The sequence below is a fragment of the Streptomyces sp. NPDC004266 genome (assembly GCF_042874095.1).
In the GTDB taxonomy this organism is placed as follows: Bacteria; Actinomycetota; Actinomycetes; order Streptomycetales; family Streptomycetaceae; genus Streptomyces.
In genome coordinates this window covers 211693-224187 of sequence record NZ_JBIAMM010000007.1, presented here as the reverse complement: position 1 = coordinate 224187, position 12495 = coordinate 211693, and the positions used below count along the sequence as shown (strand labels likewise).

At 75.9% G+C, this 12495-nt stretch carries 11 protein-coding genes and 1 tRNA gene; 6 read left to right on the top strand and 6 right to left on the bottom strand.

What is annotated here, in order from left to right; genetic code table 11:
* Positions 1-446: 446 nt before the first annotated feature.
* The 5 genes from ACFYUZ_RS19135 to ACFYUZ_RS19115 all read right to left on the bottom strand — a co-directional run bounded on the left by ACFYUZ_RS19135 (position 447) and on the right by ACFYUZ_RS19115 (position 6002).
* A complete protein-coding gene (locus ACFYUZ_RS19135; RefSeq protein ID WP_389310676.1) occupies positions 447-1313 on the bottom strand; it encodes a GNAT family N-acetyltransferase in 867 nt (288 codons plus the stop codon).
* Between the two features lie 569 nt (positions 1314-1882).
* Positions 1883-2782 carry a hypothetical protein gene (locus ACFYUZ_RS19130; RefSeq protein ID WP_389310674.1) on the bottom strand — a complete coding sequence of 300 codons (900 nt, stop codon included), beginning with the start codon at positions 2780-2782 and terminating at the stop codon, positions 1883-1885.
* Complete coding sequence (locus ACFYUZ_RS19125; RefSeq protein WP_389310672.1) at positions 2779-3792, bottom strand: SPFH domain-containing protein; 1014 nt, start codon at positions 3790-3792, stop codon at positions 2779-2781. Before ACFYUZ_RS19125 ends, ACFYUZ_RS19130 begins: the two co-directional genes overlap by 4 nt.
* 126 nt (positions 3793-3918) lie before the next feature.
* Positions 3919-5130, bottom strand: coding sequence for a DMT family transporter (locus tag ACFYUZ_RS19120; RefSeq protein WP_389310670.1), 1212 nt, complete (start codon positions 5128-5130; stop codon positions 3919-3921).
* A complete protein-coding gene (locus ACFYUZ_RS19115; RefSeq protein WP_389310668.1) occupies positions 5127-6002 on the bottom strand; it encodes a phosphatase PAP2 family protein in 876 nt (291 codons plus the stop codon). Before ACFYUZ_RS19115 ends, ACFYUZ_RS19120 begins: the two co-directional genes overlap by 4 nt.
* Before the next feature lie 200 nt (positions 6003-6202).
* On the opposite strand from ACFYUZ_RS19115, the gene ACFYUZ_RS19110 reads away from it, so the two are divergent.
* Complete coding sequence (locus ACFYUZ_RS19110) at positions 6203-6805, top strand: TetR/AcrR family transcriptional regulator C-terminal ligand-binding domain-containing protein (RefSeq protein ID WP_389310666.1); 603 nt, start codon at positions 6203-6205, stop codon at positions 6803-6805.
* A 218-nt stretch (positions 6806-7023) separates the two neighbouring features.
* Entirely contained in the window at positions 7024-7392 is a 369-nt protein-coding gene (locus ACFYUZ_RS19105) for a DUF488 domain-containing protein (protein WP_389310665.1), read from the top strand.
* 43 nt (positions 7393-7435) lie between these two features.
* Here the strand turns inward: ACFYUZ_RS19105 and ACFYUZ_RS19100 are convergent, their stop codons facing one another.
* Positions 7436-7957, bottom strand: a complete 522-nt coding sequence (locus ACFYUZ_RS19100) for a DUF309 domain-containing protein (RefSeq protein WP_389310663.1) — start codon at positions 7955-7957, stop codon at positions 7436-7438.
* Between the two features lie 199 nt (positions 7958-8156).
* On the opposite strand from ACFYUZ_RS19100, the gene ACFYUZ_RS19095 reads away from it, so the two are divergent.
* From ACFYUZ_RS19095 to ACFYUZ_RS19080, 4 genes are all read left to right on the top strand, one after another.
* Positions 8157-10841: an ATP-binding protein gene (locus ACFYUZ_RS19095; protein ID WP_389311005.1), complete on the top strand. Its 2685-nt coding sequence runs from the start codon at positions 8157-8159 to the stop codon at positions 10839-10841.
* Positions 10842-10894: 53 nt separating this feature from the next.
* Positions 10895-10968: transfer RNA gene (locus ACFYUZ_RS19090), tRNA-Pro, on the top strand.
* A 462-nt stretch (positions 10969-11430) separates the two neighbouring features.
* Positions 11431-11709: an ABC transporter permease gene (locus ACFYUZ_RS19085; RefSeq protein ID WP_389310662.1), complete on the top strand. Its 279-nt coding sequence runs from the start codon at positions 11431-11433 to the stop codon at positions 11707-11709.
* 33 nt (positions 11710-11742) lie between these two features.
* Positions 11743-12495 (top strand): hypothetical protein, encoded by a 753-nt coding sequence (locus ACFYUZ_RS19080; protein WP_389310660.1) that lies wholly within the window; start codon positions 11743-11745, stop codon positions 12493-12495.

Sequence of the window (12495 nt, the reverse complement as noted above, 5' to 3'; positions counted from 1 at the left end):
AGTGGCGGCGGCGCGGGGACGCACGGGGCGAAGTGGGGTCGCTTCCGAGGTTCCCTGGGCTTGGGGGGCCCGTGCGCCGCCACCGGCGCGACGGCCCGGGTCAAGGCCGCCACCGGCGGACAGCACCCTCCGCATGCACCTGTCATGGTGCGCTCGGGGGATGATATCTGCCGGTGCGGAGGACAGTAGGGAACGGGGGGGTGAACCCGATACGGGGAAAACCCTTGTCACCCCTCAGGGGGCGGCGGGGGTCCGGGGAGGGGAGGGGACGAGGAGGGGACGAGGAGGGCGCCGCGGGGGCCGGGGACGGGGCCCCGCGGGGAGGCCGCGGAGGCCGTGGGCGCCGTCGGCCGGTGCAGGGAGGCCGTCGGCCCGGGACCGATCCCTTCCCTCCTCCCCTCCCCTCTCCTTCCCTGCCCCGCCCCGCCGGTGCGGAGGGAGCGGGGTCAGCCGAGTTCGAGCGTGGTGACGCCGAAGACGCGCTCCCGCGCCACGGGGCGGACCGGGCCCGTGTACATCCGGGCCGTCTCGAACGTCGGCTCCAGACCGCGGTCCTGGGCCAGCCGGGCCGCCGCCGGATTGGCCTCCGGCATGTCGACCGCGACACGGGCCGCGCCGAACTCCCGCGCCTCGGCGGCGAGACCGTCGAGCAGGGCCGCCGCGTCCGCCGGGGTGTCCGCGAACAGCGGCCCCACCCGGGCCTCGTCCTCGGCGGGACGGACCACGCCGTATCCGGTCAGCCGGCCGTCGGTCACGCGGGCCAGCGCCCGATGGCCGGGGGTGGTCAGCCAGGTGCTCAGGAACCGGGGCCGGTCCGCGTGGTGGCAGACGCCGTCGTACGCGGCGAGGGTGGCCGGATCGATCCGCTCGGCGGCCACGAGGCCGGCCGCGGGGCGATCGGGGGCCGGGACCTCGCCCACGTACCGCGCGGTGCGGTACGCCGTGGTGAAGCCGGAGCGGCGGTAGTTGTCCTGCTGGTCCGGCACCCCGTCGAGCCCGACGGTCCGGCCGCCGGCGTGGACGAGCGCGGCCCGCCAGGTGGCCAGCCCGTAGCCGAGACCGCGGAGCTCGGGGCGGACCAGGTAGAACCCGAGGAAGGCGTAGGAGTCGTCGTAGTCCACGACCGAGATGGCGGAGACGGGCTCCCCGTCGACCCGGCCGAGGAAGAAGCCGCCCGGGTCCTGGGCGAAGAAGGCCGGGATGTCGGAGAGCCCGGGATTCCACCCCTCCTCGGCGGCCCAGGACCGCACGAGCGCCCAGTCCCGCGGGGTGGCGGACGAGACGGACAGGGAACCGGAGGGGACGGAGGTCATGGGGTGTCCTTCGACGGCCGGGCGGGCCCGAGCGGTCGGAACCCGGGCAAAGCGCGCCGAGCATAGCGCCGCGGCGCCCCCACACCGGTCGATTCCGGCCGCCGCGGGGGCCGCGCCTGCCGGGGCGATGCCCACCCGCTTTGTGGGGCCCGCGTCCTTGCGGGGCGGCGCCCCTCCCGCACCCGCCCATGTGGGCGCCGCGCCCGCCGGGGCGGTGCCCCGGCCCCCCGCCGTGTGGGCAGTCGTCCCGCTGGGCGGGACGGGTGGGCACACGGGACGGCGCCCTTCGCGGCGCCTCCGCGTTCCGCGCCTGGACCCGCACCACTTTGTGCGGCGCGCATCCGGTGCGGGTTCAGGCGCGGGAGCCTCTGGCGCCGGCAAGGGGCGCCGTTCCGTTGTGCCCACCCGTTCCGCCCCAGCGGAACGCCTGCCCACAACGGGGGGGCGGCGGGGCGGCGGGGCGCAGCCCCAGCGGGCGCAGCCCGCAACGGGGCCCGGGGCACCGCCCCAGCGGGGGCGACCGCAGCGAGGGCGGGCACCGCACCGGCGGGCGCAGGCCCCGGCGGGGTTCAGTGGACCAGGCGCAGGCGGGAGGGCGCGACGGCGAGGCGGACCGTCTGGCCCCAGGTCAGTTCGAGGGCGTCCGACTCCACGCCGTCGCCGAAGGCGACCAGACGGTCGGACTCGACGGTGAGCCGCAGGCCCCGCCCCGCCTCCAGGAGGCCTTCGACGCGGCTGGTGCCGGTCGTCGGCGACGGCCAGGCCTCGCGGACGAACCAGGCGAGCCGCGCGTCCGCCGGCGCGGGCAGGGCGAGCGCGCTGGAGCGCTGCTCCCACAGGGAGCGGAGCCAGCCCGTGGCGCCCGTGCCGGTGCCGACCAGGACGCCCGAGGAGGCCTGGGGCTCGGGCGGCACGTCCGTACCGTCGAGCCCGAGCGTGTAGCGCGCGGTCTGGTGGCCGGGCGGGCCGACGTAGATCTCGTTCAGCGCGAGGAGCCGCTGCGCGTCGTCGGTGACGGCCTCGACCATCGTCAGCTCGTCGACCGCCGCCCCCGCCCCCGCCGCGTACGGCAGCAGCCGTCGTGCCCGGTCCGGGCGGTGCCGGACCAGGACGCCCGGGTTGCGCCCGGGATCGGCGTCGATGCCGATGACCGGCTGACCCGTCAGGTACTTCGCCGCGTTGGCGACCAGTCCGTCCTGTCCGACCACCACGACGACGTCCTCGGGCCCGAACAGGAACCGGTCCAGGTCGGCACGCTCCACCCGGGTCTGGCGCCACGTCAGCGGAACCGCGCCCGCCACCTCGGCCAGGGCCCGCCGGGTGCGTTCGTGCCGCTCGCGCACCGCCTCGACCGAGCGGCCGCGCGCGGAGAGGAAGAACGCGGCCTGCCCGTGCGTTCCGTGCCGGGCGAGCAGCTCCTCGTACTCCGTGGTCCGGTGCACGAGCACCGCGCGCGGCGCGAGGCTCACGGCCGTGCCCCGCCCTCGCCGCCGCCGAGCTTGGCGAGCAGTCCGGTCAGCACGTCGGGGGAGAGCGTCAGGTGCTCGATGCGCGGCAGGTTCTCCGCCGCCCGGGTCACGGCCAGGGCGTGCAGGGTCGCCGGGTCGGCCTCCGCGTGCGCCCTCAGCCACGCGGACTGCGCTCCGGCGCGCGCCTCGCCGACCTCCCGTGCCGCCTCCGCCTCGGCCCGGGCGAGCCGGACCTTCCGCGCGGCCTCGGCCTCGGCCCGTACCGCGTCGGCGGCCGCGTTCTCCTCGGCCTCGCGGCGCGCGTTGGTGCCGCGCTGCTCGACGAGCCGCTCCTCCTGCCGGGCGAGCTCGATCTTGCTGGCGAGTTCGTTCTCGGCGATGGCGCGTTCCCGCTCGACGGCGACCGCGCGCCGCTCGTACGTGGCCCGGTCGGCCTCCTGCTGGATCTGCTCACGCGCGGGCGTGCGCAGGGCTCGCTCGACCTCGGGCTCGGGGCGGATCGCGACCACGCGGACCGCGACGACCTCGATGCCGGTGTCCGGAAGGCGCGGTTCGGCGGCGAGTCCGGCCGCGATGCGGTCGCGTACGGCCGCCACGCCGTCGACGAGCGCGGCGGCGAGCGCGGTGCGGGCGAGGACGTCGAGTGCGTGCTGCTGGGCGGTCTCGGTGAGGAGGGTGGCGATCTGCTCCAGCGGTGTGCCGCGCCACGCGCCCGTGTCGGGGTCGATGGAGAAGTCGAGCCGGGTGGCCGCCGCGCCGGGGTCGCCGATCCGGTACGTGACGGTGGACTGCACGCTCACGTCCTGGAAGTCCGCCGTGCGGGCGTGGAAGGCCATCGCGAGCTCGCGGTCGTTCACCGGCACCTCGGAGAGGGCGGCGGTGAGCGGCCGGAACCAGAAGCTCAATCCTTCGCCGTCGTGGACGAGCCGGCCACGACGCTGGTGGCGGATGTGGGCGGTGGGCGCGGAGCGCAGATGGCGCCAGCCGGCCCGCCGGGTGATGTCGGCCATGGAAACCCCCTTGTCGTCATCCTGACGATAGGGGGTTCGATCAATTGTCGTCAAGGTGACGCATTCAGGTGGGTGCCGTGGTCCGGCCGGACGGCGGCCGGTCCGCGACCGGCGGGGCCGCCGCCCTCACCCCGCGACCGGTGCCGGCATCGGCTCCCCCTCCGGTGCGCCCAGGCCGGTGGCGCGGGGCGCCTGTTCCGGCCGGGCCTCCGGGGCGACGGGCGGCGCCGGCACGGCCGCGAGCAACGCTTCCCCGACCGGCGAGACCGGCGAGACCGGCGAGACCGGCGAGGTCGGCAGGGTCGGCGAGACCGGTGGGGCTGAGGAGACCGCCGAAGACGGTGGGGCCGACGAGGCCGGGGAGACCGGTAGGGCCAGTGGGGCCGGCGAGGACGACGGGACAGGCGCCGCCGTGGAGCCCGAGGCGCCGGTCGTCGGTGCCGGCTCCGCCGTCGCCGCTCCGCCCTTCGTCAGCAGGACCACGCCCCGCGCCGCGACCAGCGAGGCGAGGGCCGCGATCAGCCAGCCCCAGGCGCCCGCGCGGAAGGTCTCGCCGAGCAGGGCCACGCCGATCACCGCGGCCGCCGCCGGGTTGGAGAGGTTGACGACGGCCAGCGGGGCCGCGAGCCCGCCCCGGTAGGCCGCCTGGGAGAGCAGCAGGCCCCCGCTGGCGAAGGCGGATATGAGCACCGCGAGCAGCGCGGTCTGCCACCAGGCCGGTTCGGCGCCGGGAAGGTCGAGCGCGAGTGCGGCCGTCAGCGTCTGGGTGAGCGCCGAGGCGACGCCCGAGGCGATCCCGGATGCCGTGGCGTGTCCGAGCCCGCGCCCGCCCGGGCCGCCGGTCCCGCCCTGCTCGCGCCCGCGCAGCCGCCCGGAGGCCAGCGCGGCGATCAGGAACGCGGTCGCCGCGGCGACGATCAGGGACTCCCGCAGGCTGAGCGCCTCGCCGGGGGCCGCGGGCCCGGTGACGGCGACGAGCCCGACGAGCCCGCCCAGGGTCCACAGGGCCCCGCGCCACTCGGTACGGGTCACCCGGCGCCGTGCGCAGTACGCCCCCAGCGGCAGCGCCGCGACGAGCGTCAGCGCGCCGAGCGGCTGGACGAGCGTCAGCGGCCCGTAGTGGAGGGCGGCCACGTGGGCGAGGGCTCCGGCCGCGTTGAGGCCGACCGCCCACCACCACTGCCCGCGCGCGAGCAGGGCGCGCAGGGCACCGCGCCCGTCGTGAGCGGCGGGGGAGGCGGCGGCGAGCCGGGCCTGGGCGACGGCGGCGAGCGCGTACCCGGCGGCGGAGACGAGGGAGAGGAGCACCGCGAGGGCGGTGCCGGCGGCGGGGTTCATCGCAGGGCTCCGGCCGGGAGGGGTTCCGCACCGAGCGGGCGGGGGGCGGGTGGGGGTGCCGTCGGCCGGCCGGGGGCGCGGACGGCGAGCAGCGCGAGGCCGAGGAGGGCGGCGGCGGCGAGCGCGTCGAACCAGTAGTGGTTGGCGGTGCCGACGATGACGAGCAGGGTGAGCAGCGGGTGCAGCAGCCAGAGCACCCGCCAGCGGGGCCGGGTGGCGACGATCAGGCCGATCGCGACCATCAGGGCCCAGCCGAAGTGCAGGGACGGCATGGCGGCGAACTGGTTCGCCATCGAGTCCGTCTCCGGCGTCGCCCCGTAGACGGAGGGGCCGTAGACGCGGGCCGTGTCGACGAGGCCGGAGGCCGCGAGCATCCGGGGCGGGGCGAGCGGCAGCAGCAGGTGGAGCGCGAGCGCGGCGCCGGTGACGAGGGCCAGGACCCGGCGCGACCACAGGTAGTGGGCGGGGCGGCGCCAGTACAGCCAGGCGAGGAAGGCGACGGTGGCCGGGAAGTGCACGGCCGCGTAGTACGTGTTGGCCGCCCGGATCAGCGGTTCGCCGTGCAGGAGCAGCTGCTGGATCGTTCCCTCGCCGGGGAGGTGGAGCGCGCGTTCGGCGTCCCAGACGTGGTCGGCGTTCCGGAAGGCGCGGGTCTCGTGGCCGTTGGCGAAGAGCCGGCCGAACTTGTAGACGAGGAAGAGCGCGGTGACGAGCAGGAGCTCGCGCAGGAGCGGCGGCCGGGCGGACGCGGGCGCCGGTTCGGGGGCCGGTTGTTCCGGGTCGGGAGCGGCTCCCGCGTCCCCTTCGCGCCCCTCCTGCCCGTCGTACCCGTCCTGCCCGTCGTGCCCGGCGGGGCCGGGGGTGGGAAGCACCCTCGGTCCTGCAGGACGTGGTCCTCGTATCCCGCTCGTCCCGACAGCCATCGCGCGGCCCTCTAATCCGTCAAATCGCCAGCAAACGGAGGGAGCCTAGATCCGTTTTCATCGAGACGCAAGCGTCTCGATACGTTTGCGTCTCGATTGTGCACCCCCTACTCTCGTATGTGCAGAGGCAGAGGTGTCCGGGAGGATCGATGTCCACAGAGGCCGCGACCGCCGCAGCCCGGCGCAGCAAGATCACGCCGGAGCGCGAGACGGAGCTCTACGACGCCGTGCTCTGCCTCCTCCGCGAGGGCGGGTACGACTCGGTGACCATGGAGGGCGTCGCCGCCCGCACCAAGTGCGGCAAGGCCACGCTCTACCGGCAGTGGGGCACCAAACCCCGGCTCGTGACCGCCGCCCTCGCCCAGCGCCGCTGCCTCGTCTTCGCCGGCATCGACACCGGCACCCTCGCCGGCGACCTGCGCGAGGCCGCCCGGGTCGCCGCCTCCCGGCGCGAGCGGGACGCCGAGCTGATGGAGGCCGTCGCCCAGGCCTACGTCCAGTACCCCGACCTGCGCGCCGCCCTCCGCGAGACCGTCATCGCCCCCGAGGTCGCGGCCATCGACGCCGTCGTCGCGCGGGCGGTCGAGCGCGGCGAGGTCGACGCCGACAACCCGGCGATCGGATTCGTCGCCCCCTGCTTCATGGGCATGCTCCGCATCGAGCGGCTCTTCGAGGAGCGGTTCGCGGACGCCTCGACCATGCGCACCTTCGTCGACGCCGTCCTCCTCCCGGCCCTGCGCGTCGAGGGCTGAGACCGCCGGCCCGGCGCGTCACCCGGGGCGAGGAGCCCCGCCCGCGCCGCGCACGCCGAGAAGCGCGAGCCGTCCCGTGCCCGCCCCGCGTCCGAGCTCCGTGCCCCCGCGTCCGAAGGGGGAGCCGGTCCTCCCGACGCGCACCCCGGGCGACGAGACGGCCCCCGCGCCGCGCGTCGGGAGCGGTGGGGCCCGGCGCCGTCCCGCACCCTGGAGCCATGGCCGCCGCACACACCCCCGCCGTCCGCGTCCGCCGCGTCTACGAGGACCCGTCACCCGACGACGGGGTGCGCGTCCTCGTCGACCGGCTCTGGCCGCGCGGACTCAAGAAGACGGACGCCCACGTCGACGAGTGGCCCAAGGCGCTCACCCCGTCCACCGAACTCCGCCGCTGGTACCACGGCCCCGAGGGCGAGTACGAAGAGTTCTGCCGGCGTTACGAGGCCGAGCTCGACGCCCCTGAGGCCGCCGCGGCGCTCGACCGGCTCCGGGACCTCGCCGCCCGGGAGACGGTCACCCTCCTGACGGCCGCGAAGGAGCCGTCCGTGAGCCACACCTCCGTACTGCGACGCGAACTGGCGGGCTGACGGACCGGGGCGCGTCCGGCGGATCAGGACCGCAGCCTGCGGATCAGGACCGCAGCCGGGGCGCCTCCGCCGCCGCGTCCACCGCCCGGCCCCCGCCCTCCGCCCGCGCGGCCAACTCCCGCGCCCACGCCACGAGACCGGCGGCGTCGATCCCGTACGCGTCGGCGAGGGCGGGCCCCGCGCCCGTCAGCCGGCCGGCGCCCCGGCGCAGCAGCCGGGCGCCGCCCGCCGTGTTCCCGCGGGCCGCGTGCGTCAGGCCCACGGCCAGCTGGGCGAGCCCCTGCCACAGGTCCCGCTCCGCCTCCGGGCCGGACTTCCAGGCGTCCTCGAAGACCTCGTGCGCGTGGAAGGGCATCCCGGCGTCGAACAGCCGCTGCGCCTCGCGCAGGGTCTCGTCGGGGCCGCGCACGACCCCCTCGGGCTGTCGCGGCACCCCCTCCGCCCCGTACGGCAGTGGACGGCCGAGCCCGTCGCGCGGCCGGGCGCTCCGGGCCCGCCCCGCCTCGTCGCGGTCCCTGCCGCCGGCCCCGCCGTGCCCTTCGTGGTCACCCGTCGTCCGGTTCACCCGTCCATTGTCGCCCCCTGGACGATCACGAGCGCTAGGCTCGTCGGTCCGGCACTGTTCCGATCCGCGCGGGTCGTGCCGGACGCGTCATGCCAACAGTTCGTGTGTGGGGAGTGAGTCACCGGTGCCGACGGATCCCGAACAGTCGCCGCCCGCAACGCCGTTCGCGCCGGACGTCTCCGACCCGGAGCGGGGCGGTCTGCTCGAACGCGGCCCGGAGCTCGCCGCGGCCGCCCACGCCGTCGACGAACTCGTCGCCGGAGCCAGGGCCGGCGGCCCCGGGCGCGGCGGCATCCTCGTCTACCGGGGCGACGCGGGCATAGGGAAGACCGCGCTCCTCGCCGAGATACACCGCACGGCCCGGGACCGGTGCACCGTCCTGACCGCCCGCGGCGGCGAGACCCTCACCTCCGTCCCCTTCCACCTCACCCGCCAGCTGCTCCAGCCCGCCCTGGACGGCTTCGACGCCGACGAGGTGCAGCAGCTCTTCGGCGACCACTTCGACCTCCTGGCCCCGGCGCTGGGCATCGCCCCGCCCTCCTCGGACGCGCCCGCCGACCCGCAGGGCGTGCTCCTCGGCCTCGCCCGGCTCCTGGACCGCCTCGCGGACCGGCTGCGGGACCGGCCCCCGGTGCTGCTCGTGGACGACGTGCACTGGGCCGACGCCGAATCCCTGGCGTGGCTCGACGCCTTCACCCGGACCCGGCACGACGGCCGGCTGCCCGCCCTCGTCGTCCTCGCCCACCGCCCCTTCGTGCGCGAGCCGCAGGGCCCCGGCCCGTCCGCGACGCTCGCCGCGCTCGCGGGCCGCGCCGTCCTCACCCTGGGCCTGCACGCCCTCACCTCCGGGGCCACCGCCGCACTCGCCCGGGACGCCCTCGGCGAGCACGCGGACGAGCCGTTCTGCCGGGAGCTGTGGACGGTGACCTCCGGCAACCCGTACGAGACGGTCGAGTTGCTCGCCAAGGCCCGCGACCGGATGCTCGAACCCGTCGCAGGCTCCGCCGGCCTCCTGCGCGACCTCGGCGCCGGGACCCGCGACGGCGGACTCGTCGCCCGCCTGGAGGAGCTCGGCAGCGGCCCCACCCAGCTCGCCTGGGCGACGGCGGTCCTCGGCACGGACAGCACGCCCGAGCTCCTCGTCTCCCTCACCGGCATGGACGCGAAGCAGGTCGCCGAGTACACCGAACTCCTCCGGGCCGCCAGGATCGTGGCGACGCCGCCGACCGGCCGGAACGGCCTCGCCCTCGCGCCCGTCCCCCCGCTGGAGTTCACGCATCCGCTCATCGCGACCGCCGTGTACGGCTCCGTGCCCACGGCGAGGCGGACCGCCATGCACGGGCAGGCGGCCTGGGTGCTCACCCAGGCGGGCCACGGACCGGCCGCCGTCTCCCGCCACCTCCTCGAAGTGCACCCCGACGACGACCAGGACGTCGTGAGCAAGCTGCGGGCCGCCGCCGTCGAGCACCTCGCCGTCGGAGCCCCCGACGCCGCCCGCCGCTGTCTGGAGCGGGCCCTCGTCGAACCGCCCGGCCCCGACACGTACGCCAGGGTCCTGTACGAACTCGGCTGCTCCTCCCTGCTCACCGCGCCCGCCGCCACCGTCGGCCACCTGCGCTCCGCGCTCGAACTGCCCGGCCTCGACGACGACCTGCGCATCGACGCGACCTTCCGGCTCGTCCAGGCCCTCGCCCACAACAACCAGCTCCAGGAGGCCGCGCGGGCCGCCGCCCTCGAACACGCCCGGACACCGCCCGGCACCGGCCGACGGCGGCTCCAGGCCGCGCACTTCATGTACGAGGGGTTCCAGGCCGCCGAGGCGGACGGCCCGGACCGCTCCCGCCGCCTCGCCGAACTCACCGCGGGCTTCACCGGGGCCGACAACTCCGAGCGGGCCCTCATCACCGTCCGCGGCTTCGACGCGATGATGCGCGGGGAACCCGCCGCCGAGGTCGTACGCCTCTGCGACCGCGCCCTCGTCGACGGCGTGCCCGCCCGGGGCCTCAGCTGGACCGATCAGGAGTGGGGCTTCGAGATCCCCTCCCTCACCGGCATCGCGTACGCCTTCGCGGACCGCCCCGACCGGGCCGAGGCCCTCTTCACCGAGGCGGTCCGGGCCTTCGAGATCTCCGGCTGGAGCGGCGCCCACCTCGCCTTCGCCCACACCCTCCTGGGCCTCGTCCACCGGCGCCGGGGCAACCTGCCCCGCGCGCAGCACCACTTGGAGGAGGGGCTCCGGCTGGCCGACCGCGTCGGCGACGGCCTCCCCGTCCACTGGGACACCGCCTGTCTCCTCGTCGACACCCTCGTCGCCCGGGGCCGTACCGCCGAGGCGCGCGCCGTCGCCGACCGGTACTCCTTCGGGCCGCCCTGGCCGGGCGCGATCGTGCTGCCGGACGGCCCCAGCGTCCTCGGCCGGCTGCTGCTCGCCGAAGGCCGCGTCGAAGAGGCCGTGGCCACCCTGGAAGGCGCCGCCGAGGCCCTGACCGTCCGGGGCCGCCACCACATCGTCTGGGCCCCCTGGCCGCTCGACCTCGCCCGCGCCCTCGCGCCCACCGACCCGGACCGCGCGGCCCGGACAGCCCGCGAGGCCCACGCCCACGCGGAGCGCCTCGGTACGCACACGGCCCTCGGCGAAGCCCTCCGCTGCCTGGCCCTCTTCGCCGACCCGTCCGAGTCCCGCCGCCTCCTGGAGCGGGCCGTCGAGCACCTCGCGGCGTCGCCGTCCCGCTACGAGGAAGCCCGCGCCCGCCTGGACCTCGCGCACGCCACCGGCTCCGCCGAAGCCCTCGCCGAAGCCACCGCCCTGGCCGCCACCTGCGGCGTCGACCTCCTCACCCCGGAGGCCGTGACAGCCCGTGTGTCATCCCACCCGCCGGAGTGAGGTAATGTTTTCCCTGCACGACGACGCGGGAGAAACCCCGCGGAGACGCGCATCGGGACGTGGCGCAGCTTGGTAGCGCACTTGACTGGGGGTCAAGGGGTCGCAGGTTCAAATCCTGTCGTCCCGACTTGCGAATACGCAGGTCAGAGGCCGTATCGGAAGCATCCGATACGGCCTCAGAATCGTTGTGGGGCACCAGGTTGGGGACCAAACCGGTCCGGGCGGGTCGGACCGCGAGCCTTGCCGTGAGTGGTGGTGAACGAGGTGCACGGAGCAGCTCCACGAGGTCCGCGGGGGGACGCGTGTCCCAGCAGGGGTCGGAGTACCGGACACGAAGAGCGGCGATCGGCGAGCGCCGCGGCTGGGTGCGGCTCACGCCGTGGTGCCGGGCGAGGGCCGCGTGAGTCTGGACGACTCGCAGCCGGGTGAGCACGAGTTCGTGGGGGAAACGGAGGCTCCGACGGGGTTCTGACGGCTCTTGACCTGGGGCGGGAGGCGCGCGGAGACTGGTGTGCAGAGTATGTGCCTCGTAGGTGTATGCGTTTCCCCCGCGCCCCCGCACGGCGCGTCACAGAGGGGAGGCCGCGCGATGGCTTTCCGACCCCCGCACCACCCTTCCCCCGGCCGGCTGCGTCCCCGCTTCTGGGCGGAGGTCGTCCTGGGAACCCTGTCCGGGCTGCTCTTCGTGATCACTCTCGTCCGGCGCGACTGGATCGAGCTGCTCTTCGGCGTCGAACCGGACGCCGGGAGCGGAGCCCTGGAGTGGCTCATCGTGGCCGTCACGGCCCTGGTCACCGTCCTGTGCGTCCTCGGCGCGAGGACGGAATGGCGCCGCACCCACCCGGCCGGCGCGCACGCCGCGCGCTAGGCGGCCGGAATGAGGCGGGAGGAGGATTCCGCCATGCCTGAAGGTCCCGAGGACGTCCGGACGCTCGTCCGGCGCGCCCCGCTGAGTTTCGTGGGCACCGTCACGCGACTCGGTGACGCGCGGCTGACGGACGTACCGGTCGACGAACGCACGGCCGTCGTCCAGGTGGACACGGTGCTGCACGCGCCCGAGGCGTTCCAGAAGCTCGCGGGCAACGAGGTCACCGTGCAGCTGTCGGCCGACCTGGAGCCGCCCGCCGTCGGTGAGGCGGCGGCGTTCTTCACCGACGGAATGGTCTACGGCGACAGCCTCGCCGTCACCGAGGTCGGGCGGCTGCCGGCCGACGACGTCCAGGAGAACGTCGACATGGTGGCCAGGACCGCCGACGCGATGCCGTTCTCCCCGATCGAGCGCGACCTCGCGGACGAGGACATGATCGCGCATGCCGCCGAGGCCGACGCCGTCGTGGTCGGCACGGTCACCGGCCTGGAGCAGATGACCGCCGACCAGCCCTCCGAGCACCACCCCGACTGGTGGCGCGCCCGGATCGACGTGACCACCGTCGAGCAGGGGCAGGTCGAGCCGGGGCCGCTCGACGTGCTGTACCCCAACAGCCTGGACTTCCGCTGGTACAAGGTGCCCAAGCCCAAGGCGGCGCAGGAGGGGGTGTGGATCCTGCATGCCACCGAGGGCGAGCTGCGCGCGTGGGCGCCGTTCCAGATCCTCCATCCCGATGACCACCAGCCGGTGCAGAAGCTCGACACGCTGCAGGCCGCACGGAGGTGA